Source organism: Marinobacter sp. (genome assembly GCF_040882185.1).
Classification (GTDB): Bacteria; Pseudomonadota; Gammaproteobacteria; order Pseudomonadales; family Oleiphilaceae; genus Marinobacter.
Window position 1 is genome coordinate 19,544 of record NZ_JBBEBW010000014.1, and the last position, 20,107, is coordinate 39,650.

The window sequence follows — 20,107 nt, forward strand, 5'->3', positions numbered from 1 at the left end:
TCAACACTCTGACCACAACCGGACCAGATTATTGTAGGTGCCGGTAAGCTCCACAAGCTCTGGCTGATCTTCGCCTTGTCTTGCCCTGAGACGGCGCAGGGCGTTATCCATTTCGTACAGCAGGCGACGTTTTTCGGTATCCCGTATCAGGCTTTGCATAAACATGTAGCAGCCCATTCGGTCTCCGCGAGTTACCGGAGTCACTTCGTGCAGCGAGCCAGATGGGTATGCCACCAGGCTGCCAGCAGGCAGTTTTATCGTCTGTTCACCGAAGGTGTCGGTAATCTTCAGCTCACCGCCGTCATATTCGTCCGGATCGGACAAAAACAGTGTCGCTGAGACATCGGTACGCAAATAACTGCCATCCGGCAACGGACGCACTGTGCTGTCGATATGTCTGCCATAGTGGCTGTCGTCAACGGTATAGCGATTAAAATTCGGCGGGATAATTTTGAACGGCATGATAGCGCTCATCACCTCGGGGGTGCGATTGAGCGCACGCATTACGAGGATTCGTAAATCCCGTAACACGTCGGAATTTTCAGGAATCTGCAGGTTTTTTTTCACAAGCCTCGCCTGCGGCCCCGCACTGATACCACGTTCCCAATCGGTATCAAGCAGCTGACGGCGCATGGCCGCCAGCTCCTCCGACGTCAGAACGTTATCGAAACTGACAATCATACAATTAACTCTTTATGAGCTTACAGCAAGATCAAAAATCGTACCGCAACGTGGCGATAAGATGACGACCTGGCCCGGGGATACCCTGAGCCCCGCCTTCAGCTACCTGTGAAATGTACTCCTTGTCGAGCAGATTAAAGGCGTTCATTCGTACCTGAAGATCCTCGCTGAAACGATAAGTCGTCGAAGCATGGAACACAGAGTAGCTGTCCACCTCAATCTGACGCCGACGGGCACCTGGCTCGGATCTTACGTTATTAACCTGATCTGCGACATATTCCATGCCCCCACCAATGCTCCACTGAGGCATAAGATCATAGGTTGTCCAGGCATTGAAGGTGTGCTCCGGAGTGCCACCCAAACGTGAACCCTCTTCCCAGGGGTTGTTGGACTTACGCACTTCCGAATCCAGGTAGGTGTAGCTGGTATAGAGCTCCCAGACCGGGGACAGGCTACCTGAAGCTCCCACTTCAAAACCTTGCACACGCTGCTCGCCATCCAGAACATCCAACAGATCCCCACCACCAGTAGCCGGGGTACGGGCATTGGTTTTATCCGTGCGAAAGATCGCTGCATTGACCAGGAGATTATCCGATACCGTCCATTTAGTGCCGATCTCATAGGCAACTGTCTTTTCAGGATCAGTGTCGAAGGCGTCTTGGTCAATAATATCCTCTCGATTACCTTCTAACGCACTGCCGCCGCCAGCCAATTGCACCAGACCACGGTCAAACGTTCCGGTCACATCAAATGCAGTACCAACCGATGCATAGACGATACCATTTTGGGTGGGCTTGAAAACCAGCCCAAGGTTACCGCTCCATTCTTTGTCAGTGCGCGATTCCGGGCCAATGGGGTCAGCCCAGCCATAGTCAGTGGCCGTCGACTCGACGTGATCCCAGCGCACACCGCCATGCACATCCCATTTTGGTGACAGGGCTATGGTGTCGAGCGCATAGACGCCAAACTGCTCTGATTCCAACCGATGCCGGGTACCGTCATAAGGAGCAGCCGGGCGCACGCGCACCTGCGGATCATACAACGATGTCGCAGGACCTTTGACATCGGGACGACGCTTGTTCTCGATATCGACATACCCTACCTCGACGCCGAGTACGAGATCATGGGACAAGCTACCGGTATCGAACGAGGTGATCAGATCCGTCTGGTTGAAGTAGGACACATCTTTTTGGTCCCGGGGCTTGAGATCCCCACGCACCTGTACCTGAGACCAGTCACCGCTACCCCAGGCTGCCTCGGGAACGATCAGACGAGGCGATGAGGTGATAGAGTCGTTCTCGACCCGACTGATACGTAACTGGTTCCGCAATGCCAAGCGATTGTTGAAGCGATGCTCAATTGCCAGGCCCAATTGATCAACATCAATGGCTTGATAATCGTCTTTGTGGCCATAAAAATTACTGAAATCAATTCCCGGAGGAAGCTCACCTGTATAATAACCGTCCCCCGCCCGCTGACCACCTGGGGTACGAGAGTTGTTATTTTCGGTTAACTCGGTTGTATCGCCGGTAAAACCTTCCCTGTCAAAAGGCAGGCCTTTATCTTCCAGATTGTTCTGCCTTGAGTGGAGATAGTCGACCTCAACTTGCGTGTCGCCCTGAAGACCCCAGATGTAGGCGCCGTAAAAACCGTGACGTTCCTGATGGGCCATGTCACGACCAGGCACATCCTGGTTATGGGTCATCACGTTAAAACGTACTGCACTGTTGTCGTCTATACGACGGTTAAGATCGCCGGTGGTGCGTAACAGCTCATCCGTACCCACTGATATTTCCACCCGATTTCGGTCTTCCAGCATTGGCTTTTTGGTGACGAAATTAATCGAGCCGCCAGCGGAACCACGTCCGGAAAAGGCCGAGTTCGGACCTTTTATCACCTCGATCTGCTCAACGTAGAAGGGATCACGGAAGTAGTTACCCAAATCACGGGCGCCATTAACGTTAATGTCATCCCGGGCGTTAAAACCGCGAATTTTGAGCTGATCGCCACCCGGGGGATTACCTTCGCCCGCCTGCAGGCTGATGCCCGAGACGTTACGTAACGCATCCCGCAATTCCGTCACGTTTTGCTCTTCCAGCAGGTCACTGGGCAGCACGGTGACGATACGCGGGGTTTCTTGCAGACTGCGTTGATATTTCACACTGTCAATGGTTTCACCCCGAAAACCCGTGACCGTCAAAGTGTCCAACTGGCCAACCGATTGACTCTCGCCGGACTGAGCCTGGGCATTGAAGCTCGCCGCCGCCATCAAACAGGCACTTGCCGCCAGCATGTTACGCCCAAATGAGGGCGTACGGGCCCTTGAAACCATAGACTCCATGGCTACGGTGAGAGCCTTTCGCTTTGAATGTATCATTGAGGTATTTTCCTTGCTAAAGAACTGAAGAGCGGAAAACGATGAATCAAAACATCAATTGGTGTTCGGATGTTAGAGCCCCGTCGCGTTCGACTCTTGCTGAGATAAATGCTTCGAAAGTGCACATTAATAAATGCCAATCCATTTGTAAACAATAATTATTCGCATTTTAGTTTAACTTTAGGGCTTTCTGGGTATGAAATATCGGGGCGATAGGTATCGACCGTGACCGCCTCACCATCCTGAGTGGGCAACGATTGCTACCCCGTCTTATGGGACTGCTGAAGCTTGGCAGGATCGATGCATTTCTTGCGGAGCGCACGGTGCTGTATCATCAGCTAAAGCAAATGGAGCGCCCGACGCCGCCACTCAGAGAAGCAGGCATTGCCAGCATTGAGCCGTTGTATATCACCTTTGCGCCAGGCCATCTGAGTTCAGAGAACTACGCCCTCGATCTCACCGATGGCATCAACACAATGCGTAAAAGCGGTGAGCTTGCCCGCCTGATGGTGCGGTACGGTCTGCCGTATACCAAGCAACCCACTCCGTAAAACGGTAAATCGTTATGATGACGCAGATGACGTCGCTGCACGAAGAGCGGCTTGACCACGTTTTTTCGGTACTGAAATCCACCGGGGCAAAAAAGGTGCTCGACCTGGGCTGCGGTTCCGGCTCGCTGCTTTACCGTTTAGTGCGTGAGCCCCAGTTCTACGAGATCGTAGGGCTTGAGGAATCTGGTGTATCGTTGTCCCAGGCCAGAACCATGATGTCGGAGCACCTTGTAGGTGAGCACCCAAAGCTTCGATTGGTGCGAGGCTCCTATGCGGAGAAAAATGAAAAGCTTATCGGGTTTGATGCGGCGGCCATGGTTGAAACCATCGAACACGTCTACCCAAACGCCCTTTCCAGCGTCGAACTTGCGGTCTTCGGGCAGTATCGACCCAAGGTGCTTTACATGACTACACCAAACCGGGAATACAACCCTTTGTTCGATCTGGCGCCGGGTGAATTCCGGGAAGAAGATCACAAGTTTGAATGGGATCGGGAAAAATTCCGTCGATGGGCCAGGGGTGTCGCCCAACGAAACGACTACGAGGTCGTCTTCGGCGGCATAGGCGCCTTCCACCCGGACCATGGTGAGCCCACCCAAACGGCATTCTTCACTCGCAAAGATGGCGTCACACGAAAAGACTGAGCGGGAGGCTTCTCTCATTGCCCATAGCGTGGCCCTCAACTCCAATCTGACAACACCGGTTAAGGAGCCTCGTATTAACTCCTGGATCGTCTCTATTTACGACGCCAGGCGCTGACTTCCGCTATGGTGTGCTGGAATTTGCGTCGGGTTTCGCGGATGACGAAAGGGACGTCCATCGGTTCCTGAATCAGCTCAAAATGGGGGGCCAGTACCTCCTTCATGCCATCAAGGATCGTCACCGGCGTTCCGCTACGCTCAAAGCCTCCGATCCAATTGGCTTTCGGGGTGTACTCTTCGAGCACTGTATAGGGGGAGCTGATCACGAGCGTGCCCTGCTCCGCCAGAATCCTGTGCAGTGACTCCAGAAAGGCCCGGGGGTTCTGCAGTCGATCGATCAGGTTACCCGCGAACACCAGATCATATCCGGTATATTCGGACTCCAGATTGCAGGCGTCCGCCACCGCAAACTGCACCTTTTCGGCGGCGTTGGTGAGATTCAAGTCTGCCAGTCTGGCAGTGATCCGAGTGCCAATGTCGCCCTGCTCCCTGAGAAAATACTCCATTTCACCCTCTGTTTTCAGGCGATTGGCTGATTCTATGAATCGGTTAGACAGGTCAAGCCCGGTCACCTTGTCAAACACCCGCGCAAGCTCAAAGGTACTGCGCCCCACGGCGCAACCAAGATCCAGGGCAGAACGCTTATTCCGTCCGACCATTAATTCCTGGCAGATGCCTGCACACCGGGCCGGATAATTGCCGATGCCAAAATAGCTTTCGCCGTAATGGAAGGCCATATACTGACCGAGAAGTTCGTCAGTTTCATAAAGGTTCATAGTGAAGTGTCCTTAAGAGCACAGGTGCGAAAGCCCGTGTAGACATCATTTCGTTGCGGTAAATAGGCTTGCCGATAAGTACCCCGGATCAGCATGGAGGAAGTGGCACAACTACCCCCTTTAGCGACCTTGTGATCACCAAACTGCAGGGTGGACATATAGGGATACATATCCACTGAGAACCCGTTATAAGGCAGGAACTGGTCGGTAGTCCATTCCCAGACCGTACCTATCATCTGCCTGCAACCAAACCGGCTGTCACCTTCCGCCAGAGCAGAAACTGGAAGCTGTGCCATCAGGCGGGCATCCATGTCTACTCGGCTCGGGTCCAGCTCATCCCCCCAGGGAAAGCGACGGAACGACTGTCCGGGCTGATTTCCCAGCGCCGCGGCTTCCCATTCGGCTTCCGTCGGTAAGCGGCGCCCGGCCCAGTTGCAATAGGCCTCTGCCTCCCAGTAGCTCACGTGATTAACCGGATAGTCCGGTTGCAAGGGTTGCCACTGATCAAACAGCTTTTCCTGCCATTGACCCTGATGCTGGCGCCAGTAAAGCGGATGTCTCAATACCCGAGTGACCGGTTCACGATTGCCATGAACCAACGCCACATCAGTCTCGGTGGCCAACCATTTACGACCGCCAAAAGACCAGAATTCCGGGCGTTCATAACCGCCGTCTTCCACAAACTTCAGGAACTGCGCGTTGGATACCAGGGTTCTGGATATTGCAAAGCCACCCAACTGCTTTTCAAACCGCGGTTTTTCATTATCAAAGCCGAAATCCGTGGTCGCAAAGTCCGGCGACCGGGCAGGCATGCCCATCAGGTAGGTGCCAGCCGGGATCGTCGCGTCTTCAGGAGAGATCGGCTCCGGGTCCGGTGGCCCCGCCACAACATCTGACGGCGCCGGGTACCCCACCGTTTGGCGACACCAGACCATGGATTCAATGTGCATGTGCTGGTGCAGAATGGCGTAACGGTATAGATAGGCATCATCGGCGCTCAGAGCCAGGCTTTCCAGACGTACTCTGATCCGGTCATAGACCTGCAGGAAGTAGTCACGGGTTTGCGCTAAACCTGGGAACAGACCGGGTTGCCAGCGATCCCGGTGTTCAATATGGAAGGAGTCCCAAAGGTCGTCCATGCTCGGGTCAATACTCGGCAATCCGTCCAGAGCGGACAATACAAACACTTCGTAAAAGAAGGCTGCGTGCCCCAGCTCCCAGAGTGGCGGATTAACACCCCGATGGTAACGCACCATTAGCCGATCCTCAGGCAAAGTGTCAATCAATGCCAGGGTACGCTCACGGGTGATGGCCAAAGCGCTTAGCAGTGTGTCGCGTTCGTTAGTGTGCAATTAAACCCCCTGACTGAGTACCTCAAACCTGAATCTACGGATCAGGTATTATCTTACGCTCAGATTATCACAGGGGATTAGAACCGGTATCGCTATCCGCTTTCAGAGGGTGTCCTGCGAGATTTTTGCCAATCACTCAGATCTTCAATCAGCCGGAAGAACAGCGGCACAAAGAATAACGCCAGAGTACTGGCGGCGATCATACCGCCGACCACCACCGTACCGATTTCCTGACGACTCGCCGCACCGGCACCACTGCTGAAAGCCAGCGGTAATGACCCTACGATAAACGTCAGTGCCGTCATCATGATGGCGCGAAAACGTTGCCGGGCAGCGGAGCTTGCGGCCTCAATCGAGGACATCCCGGCGCGACGATTCTGGGCAGCAAACTCGACGATCAGTATTGCGTTCTTTGCCGCCAGACCAATCAGAACCAGCAGCCCGACCTGGAAGTAAATGTCATTCGGAAATCCTCGTAATAGCGAGGCGGCGGCTGCTCCAAAAACACCAAAGGGTACTGCCGTGGCAACTGCCAGGGGCAGACCCAGCCGCTCGTACTGAGCCGCCAGAATCAACAGCACCAGCAGCAGCCCCAGACCGAATGCAATGCCACCGGCGCCGCCTGCGGTATTTAACTGGTAGGCTTCACCAATCCAGCCCAGCAGACTGTCACGATCCAGAGTCTCTGCGCCGACCTCTTCAAGTGCCCGCAGCGCATCACCGGTGGTGTAACCCGGCCCCGGATCGGCCAGCAGCTTCGCCGCCGGATAAACGTTGAAGCGGTTGAGAATATCCGGGCCACTGCTGCGCTCAAGTTTTACCAGCGAAGACAACGGAATCATCTCGTCATATACGGAACGCACAAAGACCTTGCGCAAATCATCCGGGTGACTGCGGAACTCACCTTCCGACTGCAGATTGACCTGCCAATTGCGCCCCTCCAGGGTGAAATCGTTCACATACAGGGCACCGAAAGTACTCTGCATGGTGGAGAAAATCTGATCAATCGGCACACCTGATGCTTCGGCCTTCTGCCGGTCCACAGTGGCTTCGTAGCGAGGCACCCCGGTATTCAGGGTGACACGGACGTTCTGCAACTCGGGCCGTTCATTGGCTTTGGCGGTCAGCTTATCCGCCATTTCTTTGATCTCGTCGGGGGTCTTACCACCACGGGCCTGGATATAACCTTCGACACCACCGGTAGTAGAGAGCCCCTGGATCGGTGGCGGTGTAAAGGCGACAACATTGGCTTCTTTGACGCCGGTACCCAACTCGATGATCTTGCCTGCAACACTGGCGGCGTCCTGCCCCGGGCCGGTACGTTCAGACCAGTCTTCGAGCGTAACGAAGCTCACCCCGCTGTTGGAGCGCAATGCGCTGGAAAGAATGTCGAAGCCGGCAAACGACACCACATCGCTGACCTCTTCCATTTCAAGCAGATCCTCAGTCAGATTGTCCCGTACGGTTTCCGTGCGGTCCAGCGAGGAAACCGGGGGCAAGGAAACCGCAACCAGTGCAAACCCCTGGTCTTCCTGAGGCACCAGGCCCGATGCCATGGAGTTGAGCATGAAGAGCGTGCCACCAATCATCGCGGCGAACAGCAACACCCCGACCAGCGCGTGATGCAGCAACCAGTCCACGATACGCACGAAGCCGTTTGTCAGCTTGTCGAAACCGGCATCAAACCATCGGAAGATCGCTGGCTGCTTTTTACTCCGGCCACCGAGCAAAAGGGCGCACATGGCCGGGGTCAGGGTCAGCGCTACGATGCCTGAGATAACAACAGAAACCGCGATGGTCACCGCAAACTGGCGGTAAAGCTCTCCCGTCAAACCACCGAGGAACGCCACCGGGGCAAACACGGCCACCAGCACCAGGGTTGAAGATATAACCGCACCGGACACCTGCTTTACCGTTTCAACAGCGGCCTTGTGTGCGGAGTATTGCTCCTCCTTCATCAGACGCTCGGCGTTCTCCATGATAATGATGGCGTTGTCCACCACCACCCCGATCGCCAGGATCAGCCCGAACAGTGTCAGCAGGTTGATGGAGAATCCGAACGCCAGCATCCCCGCGAAGGTACCAACCAGCGAAACCGGAATGGCGACCAGAGGGATCAGGGTGGCCCGCAAGTGCTGCAAGAAGAGGAAGGTAATCAGCACTACCAGCACGACCGCAATAATAAAAGTGGACACCACTTCCTGAATGGAAATATCGATAAAACGGCTGGTATCGTAGGGGATCTTGTACTCCAGACCTTCTGGAAAACGGCCGCTGATCGCTGCCATCGCGTTTTCAACTTCTTCCGCTGCGTCCAGGGCGTTTGCGCCTGGCTGCAGATAGACCCCCATGGGCACGGCCGTCTGGCCGTTGTAATTGGCGCTGAAATCGTAGCTTTGCGAACCCAATTCCACCCGGGCCACATCACCCAGACGTAAGCTTGCGCCCTGTTCATCACTACGCAGAATGACATCTTCAAATTCTGCTGGCGTGGTCAGACGGCCTGGCGTGGTGACGGTGTAGGTGAAGGCCTGACCTTTTGGAGCGGGCTGGGCGCCAATACGGCCTGCTGCAAACTGGGCGTTCTGTCCTTCCAGGGCTGCCTGCACGTCCGAAGGCGTGAGTTCATACTGGGCCATCTTGTCCGGGCGTAACCACACCCGCATAGAGTAATCCTGTGCACCAAACAACGAAGCATCGCCAATGCCTGGCAACCGCACCAGTTCGTCCAGTACGTTAAGCAGGGCGTAGTTGCTGATTTCCACTTCGTTCATGGAGCCATCGGCGGCGGATAGTGTCACAACCTGCAATATGGAGGTTGAACGTGCCTCCACCGTCAGGCCCTGATTGCGAACCTGTTGGGGCAACTGGGCCTGGGCCTGCTGGACCCGGTTATTGACGTTGATGGTGGCCTGGTCGGCATCGGTACCGATGTCAAACGAGACCGTGACGCGGAAAGTGCCGGAGTCGGTACTGTTCGACTCCATATAGATCATGTCGTCGACCCCGTTGATTTCCTGTTCCAGCGGAGCCAGGACCGAATCGGCCAGCACCTCTGCGCTGGCACCCGGATAAGCACCTTGAATCTGCACCTGTGGTGGCACCACATCCGGATACTGCTCGACTGGCAAACCAAAGATAGCGATGCCACCGGCCAATGTGATGATGACGGAAATAACCGACGCAAAGATCGGCCTGTCTATGAAAAACCTCAGCATCAGTTGGACTCCTCTTCACTGGAATCCGACGCCTCTTCGTCGTCACTGACGTCCACCTCAACACCATCCTGCAGTGAAACATGGCCGTTCACTACCAGATTATCGCCCTCACTCAGGCCGTTCAGGATCACCTGGCGGCCATCCACCACGGGCCCTAGCTCAACCGGACGCACAACAGCTTTGTTTTCCTCGACAATAAAGACCTGAGCGCCCTCGGCACCCTCGCTGACCACATCCTCCGGTACGGTCACGACATCTTCCATATCCTGCAGAGTCACCCGCACACGAACAAACTGACCAGGAATAATCTCGTTTTCCTTGTTCGGGAACACCGCCCGGGCCGACACGCTTCCTGTTCGTGAATCAAGTGTACTGGCGGTAAAGTCGACCTCTCCTTTCTGGTCGTAGGTGTCGCCATCTGCACGAATCAGGATGGCGCTGGTAGACTGGCTTTCTTCGTCTCCTGTCATGGCCCTGCGAGCCGTACGCTGGATACTGGCATCGTCTTCAGGCAGTGCAAAACGAACATGGACAGGGTCTTGCTGAATAATGGTGGTCAGCAATGTACCCACCTCCACCAGGCTGCCTTCCGGCAGATCTTCAAGGCTGGTGACGCCGGAAAGCGGCGCCTTCACGTCGGTGTACCCCAGATTCAGCTCAGCCTGAGCAACCGCTGCCTGGGTAACCGACAGGTTGGCCTCTGCCAGTTCCCGGTCCGACTGGGCTGTATCACGATCCCGTTCACTCACTGCATTACGTTCGTACAGAGACGAAATCCGATTCCATTCCCGCTCCGCCTGACGCAGTTCCGCCTCGGCGACGCGCTGTTGGGCCCGGGCACTTTCCACCATAGCCTCGGAAGGCTTCTGATCAATCCGGAACAGAGAATCACCCGCCGCCACAATTTGCCCTTCGTTATACAAACGCTCTTCGAGAATGCCCTGAATCCTGGAACGGACTTCAACCTCCCTAGCCCCCTGTGCGCGACCAGCGTAGTCCTGACTCACTTCCACATCCTGTGTTTCGACAGTTTCTACCGTTACCCCCGGAGTTGGCTGTCCTCCAGCATCAGCGCCACCACCGGCGCCGACCGCTTCATTATCATCACTGCTGCAGGCAGCCAGGCTGACCACAATCAAAGAAAATAATAAGGTTTTGAGCACAGGCTTTGGGAAATACAGCAGGGCAGCATGCGATGGCATGAAGGAACTCTCCTTAGATGATACGCCTTGGGCGATAGGGGCTGGAATTTGAGAAATAATACATTCATTCATGGATGTATGCAAAAAACTTTGGCATGATGCTATTAACGTCCAGAACAACGGCGAATATGTTCAGGGTTCAAAATACATTCAAATATGAAGGTAAATAGTTCTTCGTTATACTTCTCCCCCGACAACAATTGATTACAGGTCGCACCATGGCCAGACGAACCAAAGCAGAAGCGGAAATCACCCGGCAGTCCATTCTTGATGCCGCGGAGCAGGTGTTCATGGAAAAAGGCGTGGGCCGTGCGTCTTTGGAGCAGATTGCCCGGGAGGCGGGAGTCACCCGTGGTGCCGTCTACTGGCACTTCCGTAACAAGTCGGACGTGCTGGACGCTATGCTGGAACGGGTCCGGGCCCCGTTGACGGAAATGGTCGATACGGTCAACGCCCCGGGACAGTCGCTCGACAACCTCCAGAACGTGTGTGTTTACGCTCTGCGCAAACTGGCGGAAGACGAGCACCACTTCAGGGTTTACTCCATCCTGTTCCACCGCACCGAGTCAGATCAGGCGATCGAGAAACACAAAGAGTTGGCGGATCACGCCATTGAGCACCTGACGCAGATTTTTTCTCTTGCGGGTATCAAAGAACGACTCTATCCGGATCTCACCCCGATGCAAGCCGCTCGTAGCCTGCACACCCAGATGCTGGGCATTTATTTCGACTGGTTGAGCAACCCCGGAGGCTGGGACCTGAAAGCGCAGGCTGAGTGCTTGGTAACAGTGATTTTCCGCGGACTAGTTCTGAAAATCTGACCACGCTGTTTTTGGTGATATACCTTACTCAGGGGCAAAGTCAGCCCCATACCAACATGATCATCGGAACAGCTACAGCCGTCACCAGAATCGACAAGGGCAGACCCAGGCGCCAATAATCGCCAAAATGATAACCTCCAGGCTCCATCACCAAAGCATTGGACTGATGCCCGATGGGGGTCAGGAATGCACAGGATGCACCAATAGCCACAGCCATCAGGACCGGATCAACAGACAGGTCAAGCTGATTTGAGAGGCTGATAGCAATAGGCGCGACAATGATCGCCGCCGCGGCATTATTGACCACGTTTGATAGCAGCATGGTGCCCACCATGATTAACGCGAGCATGCCCGCAACCGGCAGGTCTCCCCCCACGACCAGCATCTGGTCAGCAATTAACTTGGCGCCGCCCGTGGTTTCCAACGCCTGCCCCACCGGAATCATCGCTGCCAGCAACACGATGATGGACCAGTCAATACTGCGATAAGCCTCGGTCGTGGTCAGCAAGCCCACAATAACCATAGCAACCGCTGCTCCCACCAATGCGACCGGCGCAGAAAGCCAACCCGACACGATAGTGATCAGTGCCACCGCAAACAGACCGGTTGCCATAATGGTCCTGCGAGGGCTGCCAATTCGCAGGCCTCGTTCGGCCAATGGCAGACAGCCCAGAGTCGACAGCGCTTCCGCCAGTGCTTCCTCCGGCCCTTGAACCAAAAGAATATCGCCAGCCCGGAACCGGATATTGCCGACCCGTTCCTTGATGCGGTGCCCCTGACGAGCAACCGCAATCACGTTCATGCCGTGGCGCTCCCTCAAATTCAGCCGGTTGGAGGTCCGGCCAATCAGTTGGGAGTCGGTAGTGATGACCACTTCCTGGAGGGCTACATCGCCTTCTCCAAGGTTGTTATCTTCACGGTCACCCTCGTCTGCCAATTCAAGACCGGCGGTATCCAGCAATTGTTGCAGGCTGTCCGTATCGGCCTGTACCAGCAGGATGTCGCCAGCCCGGAGCACTTCGAAGGTGGACGGCGCCAATTCGCGGTGCTCATCGCGAATCAACCCCAAAACGGCAATGTCGGCGTCCTTCTCAACTTTTTTCAGCAGATTGTGAAGGGTTCGGCTGGCCGCTTCTGCGCCCTCGGGAATACGTACTTCGGTGATGTAATCACCCACGCTGAACAGATCCTTGCCGTCATCGCTGTCCTTGCGGTGCGGGGTAAAACGCCAGCCCACAAGGGCAATAAAGGCAACTCCTGCGAGCGTGATGGCAACGCCGACCGGCAGGAAATCAAACATGGCGAACGGCGCTTCGCCTGCACTTTTCCGGTAGGACGCGATAATGATGTTGGGCGGGGTACCAATCAGCGTCATAGTGCCGCCCAGAAGGGAACCGAAGGCCAGCGGCATCAGCAATAACGACGGTGAATGGCCTCCCTGCCGGGACATCCAGATAGCCACAGGCATCAACAGGGCAAGCGCGCCGACGTTATTCATAAAACCCGAACATAACGACACAACCAACGTCAGGGTACTCACCTGAACGACCGGATTATTGCCAACTTTGCCGAGGAACCGGGCGATGGCATCCACGACGCCAGCATTCACCAGCCCCTGACTGATGACCAGCACCGCCGCCACGGTAATGACTGCCGGGTGACCAAACCCCGAAAATATACTATCCGCAGGCACCAGACCGGCGACCGCAATAACGAGCAGAGCCAACATGGCCACCACGTCAAAACGCAGACGGTTCCAGATAAACATCCCGAGCGTGGCGAGCAATACACCAAAAACAATTCCCTGTTCCGCGTTCAATGCTGCCTCCAAATCCCTGATGAATGCTGTAGGCTAATGCCCTGTTTCAAAGCCAGAATGAGGTCCGGACCATGACCAAATCCAAACCTGTAGCAAGCTCAGCCATCGAGAACCACGTCTACAAAGTGTTCCCGAACGACATGAACGCCCACAATACCGTGTTCGGCGGTATGATTATGGCGAAATGTGATCGGCTTGCACTGGTAGTCGCCGAGCGTCATTCCGGCCATGTCTGTGTCACCGCTGCGGTAGACTCCATCCACTTTCGGGCGCCCGCCAAGGGCAACGATACGTTGCTGTTCAGCCTGTCCCTGAACCGGAGTTGGGGCTCCTCGATGGAAATTGGTGCCCGGGTCATCGCCGAAAACAGTTACACCGGCGAAGTCCGCCATATTCTGTCAGCCTTTTTTACCTTTGTCGCGCTGGACTCTGAGAGTAAACCGGTGAACGTTCTGGCCGTATTACCTGAGACCGACGAGCAGAAACGACGCTTCAGCAACGCTGAAATCCGCCGCAAGGGGCGTCTCACCATGCGCGATCAACTTCAGGACAAATAATGCGAGGGCTCTCGTTACCCCCCGATTCCGAACCCAGCCAACTGAGCTGGAAGACCCTGAAAGCGCTCTGGCCCTATCTCCTGGAATACCGCTCCCGCATCGCCATTGCCATGCTCTGCCTGGTGGGCGCCAAACTGGCGACGGTCGGGGTGCCATTCATCCTCAAATATATCGTGGACGGACTGGACACCAAAGCCGCACAGGACCTCGCGATCGCACTGCCACTCGGCCTGCTTCTGGCCTACGGCGCCGCGCGCCTGGCCACTACACTGTTTGGTGAACTGCGGGACACCGTATTCGGCCGCGTCACCGAGCGGGCCATGCGACGTATCGGTCTCAAGGTCTTTCAGCACCTGCATGCGCTGGAACTGAACTTTCATCTGAACCGGCGCACCGGTGGGCTGTCCCGTGATATCGAGCGCGGCGTAACCGGCGTCGGATTCCTGCTTCGCATCATGGTATTCAACATCGTGCCCACTCTTCTTGAACTGGCCATGGTGACAGGCATCCTGCTGGTTAATTACAACATCGGCTTTGCGCTCATTACATTAGCCGCCGTGGCGGCCTATATCGTATTTTCCGTGCTGATTACCAACTGGCGACTCTCCTTCGTGCGCGAAGCCAATGCGGCAGACTCCACCAGCAATACCCGTACTGTCGACAGTCTGATGAACTACGAGACTGTAAAATATTTCGGCAACGAGGCGTTCGAGGCCAGTCGATATGACGAAGATCTTGCCCACTGGGAGCAGGCCCGACGCAAGAACCGGCTATCTCTGTTCCTGCTCAACGGTGGCCAGGCGCTGATTATTGCAGTGGCGGTCACCGCCATGACCATTCTTGCGGCCAGCCAGGTCATCGAGGGCGCGATCACCCTGGGTGATTTCGTGCTGATTAACGCTTTTACCATGCAACTGTTCATCCCCCTGGGGTTTTTGGGTTTTGTCTACCGCGAACTGAAAAGCGCGATGACCAACATTGAACGCATGTTCGAGCTTTTAGACAAAGCACCGGCTATTACCGATGCACCCGATGCCTCGCCGCTGAAAGTGAGCGATGGCGCTATCGAGTTTGACCGGGTCAGTTTTGGCTACAGCGACCGTTTACCGATTCTCCATGACCTCAGCTTCCGGGTGCTGCCCCACCAGAAAGTCGCGGTGGTTGGCAGTAGTGGCGCGGGTAAATCCACCCTGGTGAAACTGCTGTTTCGCTTTTACGATATTACCGGCGGCAGCATACGGATTGACGGCCAGGACATTCGCTCCGTAACTCAGGAATCCTTACGGAAAGCCATTGGTATCGTGCCCCAGGACACCGTACTGTTTAACACCACGCTGTTTGAAAACGTACGTTATGGTCGAATCGACGCCACGAAAGCCGAAGTACTCGAAGCCGTTCGAATGGCACACCTGGACGAATTTATTCGCGAATTACCCGGCGGACTCGAGACGGTCGTCGGTGAACGGGGGCTCAAGCTCAGCGGGGGCGAGAAACAACGGGTTGCCATTGCCCGAACCATTCTTAAGAGGCCACCAATTCTGGCCTTCGATGAAGCAACCTCTTCCCTTGATAGCCACTCCGAGCAAATCATTCTCGATGCCATTCGGGAGATCTCTGAGGGCCAGACCAGCATGGTGATAGCACACCGGCTGTCCACCATTGTCGATGCTGACGTCATTATGGTGATGAGCCACGGCCGTATTGTGGAGCAGGGAAACCATGAGGACTTGTTACGCCAGAACGGCACCTATGCAAACCTCTGGCGTATCCAGCAGCGGGAGAAGAATTAACCCGGACCCTTAACGTTCAAGGACGTTTGTGTCGAAAGGGTTTACATGTATTGCCTACGTGGAATATCGCTTTCCGCTTAAGCTTCTGAAAACCCGTCTACCCGCCTTTGGTGGCACGCAACTTGATTGATTCTCAGCCAGCGACTCTTGGACCGATAAGAGCGCCGCAGTCAACTTTCCAGCAGTTATCTCGCAAGGAGGTTCTATGCAGGAGAAGCGACCGCTAGTCTGGTTGTCGGCGGCACCCCAGAATTTAATCTACCATCCGGTACTGCAATCGCTATGGCGTATCTACTCTCTTGATCTTGGCAAGCCGCCTTCACTGAACCTCAAACTTCCAGCGGCGAAAGTCGGTATTCTGGATCTTCGGGAAGCAAAGCAGGACCGGCAACTCTATATCGACGACTGGCTCAGTGCTCTGGAATTACCCAACTGGGTCGCTATGCTACCTGGGCCATCATTAGCCGCCAGCAACGATTTCCTGTCGGCCATGGTCACCAAATACTGCTCCGACTATCACACGGACCCCATCGACACCCAGCGGTTGAATACAACAATAGGCCATCTTTGGGGCATGACCGAACTACAGGAACTCGCCCACAAAGCCGCCCAACATGGTTACCAGTCAGTGGCTCTTGAGGGTAATTCCAGAGCAATCCGGCAGGTCAGGTCACTGATGCGGAAGTTCGCAAGCACCCCCGAACCGGTGCTGATCCAGGGCGAAGGCGGCACCGGCAAGGAAGCTGCAGCCAAATTCATTCATCAGAACTCAGCTCGCCGCCACCATCCGATGGTGACTGTAAACTGTGCCGCCTTACCCGTATCGCTCACGCAAAGCGAGCTTTTCGGTTATGAGAAGGGTGCTTTTACTCACGCCCTCAAAGCACATGTTGGGCGGCTGGAAATGGCAAACGGGGGCACCCTGCTATTCGCGGGTATTGACGAGCTCAAGCCGGAACAACAATCAGCCATTCTGCGTTTCCTACAGGAAGGCCAGATAGAGCGCATTGGTGGGACAACACCAAAAACCGTTGATACCCGCATTGTTGCAACCAGTACCCGTCCACTGGAAACCATGATCGCCACGCAGGAGTTCAGGAGTGATGTCTTTTACCGCATAAGTGGTCTGCAGGTGTTGATGCCGCCCTTGCGTGAACGCCCGGAAGATATGCCCGAGCTCTGTAAAAAGATTCTCTCCGGTTTTCCTCCCTCTCATTGCCAGCGCACCATCACCAAAAAAACCTTCCTGGATATAGCAACTTACAGTTGGCCCGGCAACCTTCGGGAGCTGCAAAACCGGTTGCGACAAGCCATTTTACTTACCAACGGCTCGCAGATTAAGCCGGAAGATCTGGGGCTGCCAGGAGGCGTCGAAAGAGCCAACGGGGACAACGGTCTTACTCTGGAACAATCACGCTCACGAGCAGAGCAGCAAGCGCTTTCATGCAGCCTTGCACTGACCAATCATAACGTCTCTGCCGCTGCTCGCATGCTGAAAATATCACGGGTCTCATTTTATCGCCTTTTGGATAAGCACAATCCATCATCGCTTTCGAAACGATCAGACGACGTCACCCCAAGCGCCCGATAAAAAGGAAAGTCACTATGAAAAAATGGCGTTTCATCCCGATTCTCGTGACCAGTTGCGTCCTCTCCAATGCTGTGTCTGCACAATCAGACTATGATGATTACGGCAAATCAGACCAGGCCCCCCAACCAGACAAGGCCACGGATATTGCCTCCATCACCTTCGACCGGGGTATCGTCACCCGCCCGGGCCGTTTTACTATCGAACCTTCCTTCTCCCATGCGCAAAGCAACGCAACGGCGGTCGCGGTAGAGGGGTACACGGTAATACCAGCCTTGCTCATCGGTCTGATCAATATCTCGGAGATCCAGCGTGATATTTTCGTCGGCGCCATGTCATTAAAATACGGTTTGACCAGCAAGCTCGAAGCGGCGGTCCGTGTACCCTACCTCAGCATCAACGAGGACCTGAGGGAGCGTGACGTTTTCCAGGGCACACCTGTAGACACTCTGCGTGAGTCCTCGGGAGAGGGTCTGGGTGATGTTGAACTTTCGGTACGCTACCAGTTAAACGACGGGCTTGATGGCTGGCCCTACATTATCAGCGCGATGCGGGTGAAATCTCCAACCGGCGATGGCCCCTACGATGTTGAGCAGAGAGTGATCCGGGACAATTCGGGCAATCCGATTGGTATTGAGCTGAGTGAACGCCCGACCGGCTCCGGTTTCTGGGCGTTTGAGCCCGGTCTTTCGTTCATATACCCAACGGATCCGGCGGTGCTGTTCGGCAATCTGAGTTATGTCTGGACGCTTGAAGAGGATCAAGGCGTCGAAAACGGTGGCAAGGTCGACCCTGGCGATGTCGTGCGTTTCGGCTTCGGGATGGGATTTGCTTTCAACGACCTCACGTCTTTCAGTCTGGGCTATGACCATTCGATCATCCGAAAGACGACCTTTGAGAACAACAACGATATATTTGCATCGAATTTCGACCGTATCCAGATCGGATCACTGTCGTTCGGCTTGTCCCACCGTCTGACGCCCTCCACAACGTTGAGTCTGACAGTGAGCGTAGGGGTTACAGAGAATGCGTCCAACAGCGAAATTACTCTCAAGCTCCCCATTAGTCTTTAGGAAGCGTCGTCAGGAGGCCCAGGCAAAACAGGTTTTCAACGACCGAGCAATTGGCCTATGTGATCACTGAACTGCGCCGGAACCTGATAGTCTCCCCCCAGGTTGTTCAGCTCAATGTCCAGTTGATGGATATTCTGTATTACAGTGCTATCAAGACTGTTCTGAATTAATGTCATCCAGCCGTTAGAACCCGCCGCCATATTACTTGAAACCCGAGCCTCCCCACGCCCGTTCCGGTTTGCGCTGACAACTTCAAGCACCGTATCCATTTGATGCTCCACCATACGATCATTGATGACCTGGTTAAGGTTGGGAATGGTCAAACGATTGATCACCATCATATCGCCGTTGATACCAACAATCTGCTCCAGACCGATACTGATTTCCAGATTGTCCATCAGAAAGCCTCCACGGGAGGCAGCCAGCTCCGGATCACTCAGCGGTTCAACACCGAACGCAAGCTCAGCCTGGAGAGAGGGAGAAGCTATCGCAAGTAAAGCAATCAATGCAGGTGTAGCTTGCTTTCGGGCCATCATAATTATCACCATTCCCTCGATGAGGGCCAGTAAGGCAGTGTGTGCCCGATAGAAGGACCGCCCAGACCTTTCTGTATCGGCGCCCTGGCTACCTGAGGCCAGTGACCGTCGCCGAGAAAGCTGTCCCGCCCTTGTTCAAGATGACTGCGGATAATAAAAGCAGTGCCATCCCAGTATCCTTTGAATGTTTGATAGGAATAAACCTTCAATCCCCGCGCCGGGTCCCCTATCAGTACCTCTTCATCGCTGATCCCTTTGATCAGAACGAAATGTCGGAAGCCATCGATGTTCAACAATACAATCATCGGCAAACGAACTTCCTCCTTGAGACCGGGCAAAGGCATGCGAAAACCATCCGCCTGGTACCCCCTGGACTGCAGATAATTCTTCATATCGAGCATGGAGAAGCCCTGCAGGCGTACTTTCTCTTCGTCGGCCAACGCAAGCATTTCCCTGAAGACATCCGCTTCCGTTACCTGGTCGCCGTAATGGTAAGACAACAACGAAGCCACTGCTGCGGAGCCACAACTGAAGTCATATTGCTGACGCATGACGCTGTCAAAGCGCCGGTCCGCAAAGCTGCTTACCGTGACCCTTACATCACCCCCAATACCCGGCACCATGACCGAACCAGCAAAAGCTGTGGACCATAGCAGCCCGGCACCCGCGCACATTGCGACAAGAACCTTTCCGACCATGGCCCACCTCTCTTAGTGATTGATCAGTATGTTGATCTGGGTACTGTCCTGAATGACCACCTGGTTACCGGAGTTCTGAATAACCGTGGCAACTCCGCTCATGTTGCCGAACGCGTTGTCGGAAATACTGTTGTTACCAGTGACTACATTCCCCGACAACCTGTTATCGGAGACATTCGCATTCTGCTGGTTATCGTTTAACTGCAACTGCATCGGGATACCCTGACGACCGCTTGAGTCCGCCAATTGAGCCGCCGACAACGGCGTGGCATCCATCCACTCCTCGGCCCATGCAAATCCCGTTGCCCCGAACATTAACGCCAGCAAGGCAGCCTTCAGTTTCCATCTGATGACACAACCCATGGTA

At 54.9% G+C, this 20,107-nt stretch carries 17 protein-coding genes; 7 read left to right on the top strand and 10 right to left on the bottom strand.

Annotation, left to right across the window (positions count from 1 at the left end; translation table 11 throughout):
* Both WEB64_RS08610 and WEB64_RS08615 read right to left on the bottom strand, forming a co-directional pair.
* A complete protein-coding gene (locus WEB64_RS08610; protein WP_368060354.1) occupies positions 1-681 on the bottom strand; it encodes a Fe2+-dependent dioxygenase in 681 nt (226 codons plus the stop codon).
* A gap of 31 nt (positions 682-712) precedes the next feature.
* Positions 713-3,058 carry a TonB-dependent receptor gene (locus tag WEB64_RS08615; RefSeq protein ID WP_368060352.1) on the bottom strand — a complete coding sequence of 782 codons (2,346 nt, stop codon included), beginning with the start codon at positions 3,056-3,058 and terminating at the stop codon, positions 713-715.
* 272 nt (positions 3,059-3,330) lie between these two features.
* On the opposite strand from WEB64_RS08615, the gene WEB64_RS08620 reads away from it, so the two are divergent.
* The gene (locus tag WEB64_RS08620; protein ID WP_368060350.1) at positions 3,331-3,609 is read left to right on the top strand and encodes a hypothetical protein; all 279 of its coding nucleotides are present in this window, start codon (positions 3,331-3,333) and stop codon (positions 3,607-3,609) included.
* 14 nt (positions 3,610-3,623) lie between these two features.
* Positions 3,624-4,253 carry a methyltransferase domain-containing protein gene (locus tag WEB64_RS08625; protein ID WP_368060348.1) on the top strand — a complete coding sequence of 210 codons (630 nt, stop codon included), beginning with the start codon at positions 3,624-3,626 and terminating at the stop codon, positions 4,251-4,253.
* Positions 4,254-4,345: 92 nt separating this feature from the next.
* Here WEB64_RS08625 and WEB64_RS08630 read toward each other — a convergent pair whose 3' ends face one another.
* From WEB64_RS08630 to WEB64_RS08645, 4 genes are all read right to left on the bottom strand, one after another.
* Entirely contained in the window at positions 4,346-5,086 is a 741-nt protein-coding gene (locus WEB64_RS08630) for a putative 4-mercaptohistidine N1-methyltransferase (protein ID WP_368060346.1), read from the bottom strand.
* Positions 5,083-6,438 carry a selenoneine synthase SenA gene (gene senA / locus WEB64_RS08635; RefSeq protein WP_368060344.1) on the bottom strand — a complete coding sequence of 452 codons (1,356 nt, stop codon included), beginning with the start codon at positions 6,436-6,438 and terminating at the stop codon, positions 5,083-5,085. The genes WEB64_RS08630 and senA overlap by 4 nt, the downstream gene beginning before the upstream one ends.
* A gap of 92 nt (positions 6,439-6,530) precedes the next feature.
* Positions 6,531-9,656, bottom strand: coding sequence for an efflux RND transporter permease subunit (locus WEB64_RS08640; protein WP_368060342.1), 3,126 nt, complete (start codon positions 9,654-9,656; stop codon positions 6,531-6,533).
* Entirely contained in the window at positions 9,656-10,858 is a 1,203-nt protein-coding gene (locus tag WEB64_RS08645) for an efflux RND transporter periplasmic adaptor subunit (RefSeq protein WP_368060340.1), read from the bottom strand. Before WEB64_RS08645 ends, WEB64_RS08640 begins: the two co-directional genes overlap by 1 nt.
* A 218-nt stretch (positions 10,859-11,076) precedes the next feature.
* Here WEB64_RS08645 and WEB64_RS08650 point away from each other — a divergent pair, with 218 nt between their 5' ends.
* A complete protein-coding gene (locus WEB64_RS08650; RefSeq protein WP_368060338.1) occupies positions 11,077-11,679 on the top strand; it encodes a TetR family transcriptional regulator in 603 nt (200 codons plus the stop codon).
* Positions 11,680-11,719: 40 nt separating this feature from the next.
* Here the strand turns inward: WEB64_RS08650 and WEB64_RS08655 are convergent, their stop codons facing one another.
* Positions 11,720-13,498, bottom strand: coding sequence for an SLC13 family permease (locus tag WEB64_RS08655; protein ID WP_368060336.1), 1,779 nt, complete (start codon positions 13,496-13,498; stop codon positions 11,720-11,722).
* 71 nt (positions 13,499-13,569) lie between these two features.
* On the opposite strand from WEB64_RS08655, the gene WEB64_RS08660 reads away from it, so the two are divergent.
* The 4 genes from WEB64_RS08660 to WEB64_RS08675 all read left to right on the top strand — a co-directional run bounded on the left by WEB64_RS08660 (position 13,570) and on the right by WEB64_RS08675 (position 18,506).
* Positions 13,570-14,055 (top strand): acyl-CoA thioesterase, encoded by a 486-nt coding sequence (locus WEB64_RS08660; protein WP_368060334.1) that lies wholly within the window; start codon positions 13,570-13,572, stop codon positions 14,053-14,055.
* Positions 14,055-15,845: an ABC transporter ATP-binding protein/permease gene (locus WEB64_RS08665; RefSeq protein ID WP_368060332.1), complete on the top strand. Its 1,791-nt coding sequence runs from the start codon at positions 14,055-14,057 to the stop codon at positions 15,843-15,845. Before WEB64_RS08660 ends, WEB64_RS08665 begins: the two co-directional genes overlap by 1 nt.
* 205 nt (positions 15,846-16,050) lie before the next feature.
* Positions 16,051-17,436, top strand: coding sequence for a sigma 54-interacting transcriptional regulator (locus WEB64_RS08670; protein WP_368060330.1), 1,386 nt, complete (start codon positions 16,051-16,053; stop codon positions 17,434-17,436).
* Between the two features lie 14 nt (positions 17,437-17,450).
* Positions 17,451-18,506, top strand: a complete 1,056-nt coding sequence (locus tag WEB64_RS08675) for a transporter (protein ID WP_368060328.1) — start codon at positions 17,451-17,453, stop codon at positions 18,504-18,506.
* A 35-nt stretch (positions 18,507-18,541) separates the two neighbouring features.
* On the opposite strand, the gene WEB64_RS08680 is transcribed toward WEB64_RS08675, so the two are convergent.
* From WEB64_RS08680 to WEB64_RS08690, 3 genes are read right to left on the bottom strand one after another with little or no spacing between them, the layout of a single operon-like run.
* Positions 18,542-19,042 carry a hypothetical protein gene (locus WEB64_RS08680; RefSeq protein WP_368060326.1) on the bottom strand — a complete coding sequence of 167 codons (501 nt, stop codon included), beginning with the start codon at positions 19,040-19,042 and terminating at the stop codon, positions 18,542-18,544.
* A 5-nt stretch (positions 19,043-19,047) separates the two neighbouring features.
* On the bottom strand, positions 19,048-19,740 hold the full coding sequence (locus WEB64_RS08685; RefSeq protein ID WP_368060324.1) for a C39 family peptidase: 693 nt from the start codon (positions 19,738-19,740) through the stop codon (positions 19,048-19,050).
* A gap of 12 nt (positions 19,741-19,752) precedes the next feature.
* On the bottom strand, positions 19,753-20,103 hold the full coding sequence (locus WEB64_RS08690) for a hypothetical protein (protein ID WP_368060322.1): 351 nt from the start codon (positions 20,101-20,103) through the stop codon (positions 19,753-19,755).
* Between the last annotated feature and the right edge of the window lie 4 nt (positions 20,104-20,107).

Excerpts from the sequence above, each read along its gene's own strand:
- WEB64_RS08690 (WP_368060322.1), bottom strand. The coding sequence starts at position 20,103 with ATGGGTTGTGTCATCAGATGGAAACTGAAGGCTGCCTTGCTGGCGTTA.
- WEB64_RS08675 (WP_368060328.1), top strand. The coding sequence starts at position 17,451 with ATGAAAAAATGGCGTTTCATCCCGATTCTCGTGACCAGTTGCGTCCTC.
- WEB64_RS08660 (WP_368060334.1), top strand. The coding sequence starts at position 13,570 with ATGACCAAATCCAAACCTGTAGCAAGCTCAGCCATCGAGAACCACGTC.
- WEB64_RS08620 (WP_368060350.1), top strand. The coding sequence starts at position 3,331 with ATGGGACTGCTGAAGCTTGGCAGGATCGATGCATTTCTTGCGGAGCGC.
- WEB64_RS08670 (WP_368060330.1), top strand. The coding sequence starts at position 16,051 with ATGCAGGAGAAGCGACCGCTAGTCTGGTTGTCGGCGGCACCCCAGAAT.
- WEB64_RS08645 (WP_368060340.1), bottom strand. The coding sequence starts at position 10,858 with ATGCCATCGCATGCTGCCCTGCTGTATTTCCCAAAGCCTGTGCTCAAA.
- WEB64_RS08625 (WP_368060348.1), top strand. The coding sequence starts at position 3,624 with ATGATGACGCAGATGACGTCGCTGCACGAAGAGCGGCTTGACCACGTT.
- WEB64_RS08680 (WP_368060326.1), bottom strand. The coding sequence starts at position 19,042 with ATGATGGCCCGAAAGCAAGCTACACCTGCATTGATTGCTTTACTTGCG.
- WEB64_RS08610 (WP_368060354.1), bottom strand. The coding sequence starts at position 681 with ATGATTGTCAGTTTCGATAACGTTCTGACGTCGGAGGAGCTGGCGGCC.
- WEB64_RS08650 (WP_368060338.1), top strand. The coding sequence starts at position 11,077 with ATGGCCAGACGAACCAAAGCAGAAGCGGAAATCACCCGGCAGTCCATT.
- WEB64_RS08640 (WP_368060342.1), bottom strand. The coding sequence starts at position 9,656 with ATGCTGAGGTTTTTCATAGACAGGCCGATCTTTGCGTCGGTTATTTCC.
- WEB64_RS08665 (WP_368060332.1), top strand. The coding sequence starts at position 14,055 with ATGCGAGGGCTCTCGTTACCCCCCGATTCCGAACCCAGCCAACTGAGC.
- WEB64_RS08685 (WP_368060324.1), bottom strand. The coding sequence starts at position 19,740 with ATGGTCGGAAAGGTTCTTGTCGCAATGTGCGCGGGTGCCGGGCTGCTA.
- WEB64_RS08630 (WP_368060346.1), bottom strand. The coding sequence starts at position 5,086 with ATGAACCTTTATGAAACTGACGAACTTCTCGGTCAGTATATGGCCTTC.
- WEB64_RS08615 (WP_368060352.1), bottom strand. The coding sequence starts at position 3,058 with ATGATACATTCAAAGCGAAAGGCTCTCACCGTAGCCATGGAGTCTATG.